Origin of the sequence: Synechococcus sp. H60.3 (assembly GCF_047462295.1) — a bacterium.
Classification (GTDB): Bacteria; Cyanobacteriota; Cyanobacteriia; order Thermostichales; family Thermostichaceae; genus Thermostichus.
Genome location: NZ_JANSIY010000201.1, coordinates 1 through 1,576, shown reverse-complemented (window position 1 = coordinate 1,576; position 1,576 = coordinate 1). Strand labels below are relative to the sequence as shown.

The 1,576-nt window shown below is 45.9% G+C and carries 1 protein-coding gene; it reads right to left on the bottom strand.

The genetic code is table 11. From position 1 onward, the window contains the following. Window positions 1-85: 85 nt before the first annotated feature. Entirely contained in the window at window positions 86-1,417 is a 1,332-nt protein-coding gene (locus tag NW841_RS12755) for a hypothetical protein (protein ID WP_414386760.1), read from the bottom strand. Between the last annotated feature and the right edge of the window lie 159 nt (window positions 1,418-1,576).

Sequence of the window (1,576 nt, the reverse complement as noted above, 5' to 3'; positions counted from 1 at the left end):
GGATCCACCAGCCCTTCGAGCCCTACGAGCAGATGACGCCCCAGCAGTTGATGGAGTCCCTGCGTTCTTCGGGTTAGCTTGATCCCTATCTCGACGGCAGCTCAAAGCGAGGTAGTCCATCCAAGACAGGCTGGATCCCTGCTGGGATCTGCTCATGAGCAAGAGGATAGTGATAGTTGACCTGGGCCAGCAGCCGTTTCCACTGCTCCGAATTGAGAGCTTTGACCAGAGAAATAGACGGCTCTCCCTTTAACTCATAACCTGACTCGATTAGTTTGAGGGCAACGTTAGTTGCTGCTGTTGCCAGGACTGAGTCTGCCATTCCATAGTCTGGCTCTGCGGATACAATCAGGGCATAATCCTGAGGGCTTGGGCTAAGCAGAATAAACTCCAGTAAGAGCTCCAGACTGGAAATAGTTGCTTCCTGGAAACTGGGATCCCAGTTTGGGAAGAGAACCAGGTTAAGTTGGCTAAGGTAAATTTCTGCAGTAGCAGTATCCAGATGTTCTTCAAGAGGGCTAGTTTGCCCAGAGTTGCACCTCAAACAAGCTTTACTCTGTTGAAACCTAAGGCTTAGGTCAATTCTCTCGTCTTCCGTGGTGAGTAGTGTATGACTAGCCTGTTTTTTGCTGCTGCTAGTTAGGTGTAAGATGGAAATAGGGGTGTAGGGTAGGTAAGGCTCAACAAATAAACTGCGCTTTGGATCCCACCTCGGTAAGCCATAGTGGCAGGTCCAATTGCAGTAAGCTGGCAGAAGTTCTGTTTCCTCCAATAAACCGTCTAGGTAGACGGCAACGTTTAAGGCAAGCTGGTCAGTTAGAACCGAAGGTCTTTTGGCTAAGGCTTGAGCAAGGCGAAGATCCCAGAAGTTCCAATGCGGAGCACTATAAAGTAGTGCGAAAACACCTGCGTTGAGAAGAGGATAAGTGTGCAGATCATCAACATTTAGGTTAGGAAAGTAATGCCTATAGGCTTTGGATAGTTCGATTAAGTGTTCTTTTGATCCATAAAGTAGTCTGTTTCCTCGATCAATCTCTGGTACGATGGCCAGGCCTCTTTTTTTACTTCCCTGAATGAGTAAGTCAATTCCAAACCATTCTTGAACCCAGGCATCTGCATCAAGCCAGATATAAACTTCATAGCCTGGAAAGTACTTAGGAAGGTGCGGTCGAGCCAGAAGCCCTCGCAAGTATAAGGGTGCATTCTCAATACCAGGAAACGTGTATTCCCAGTCCGGCTCAACAACATAGTTTACGTTTTCCAAAACCCAGTTTATTTCTTCAAGTGAGCAGCCTAGGTTAAAGAAGCCTATATCGATTAATTGACCTTGCGGCTTATATCGAATAGAAAGAATCGTTCCTTTAACCAGGTCAAAAAAATGAGAATCAGCACCAGTGATAATAATTGCTGAGCTCATAGAGAAACACACCTGCAGAAAGCCTAAGCTCGGTTAACTTGCTAGGCTACTCTACTTGATCGCAATTACATTTAGGCTAATGGGCTCGCCTAAAAAAGACATGTCACTGCAATCATTAAATAAGCCAAATTTATCAACCTTACGAATGATCCTGAAACC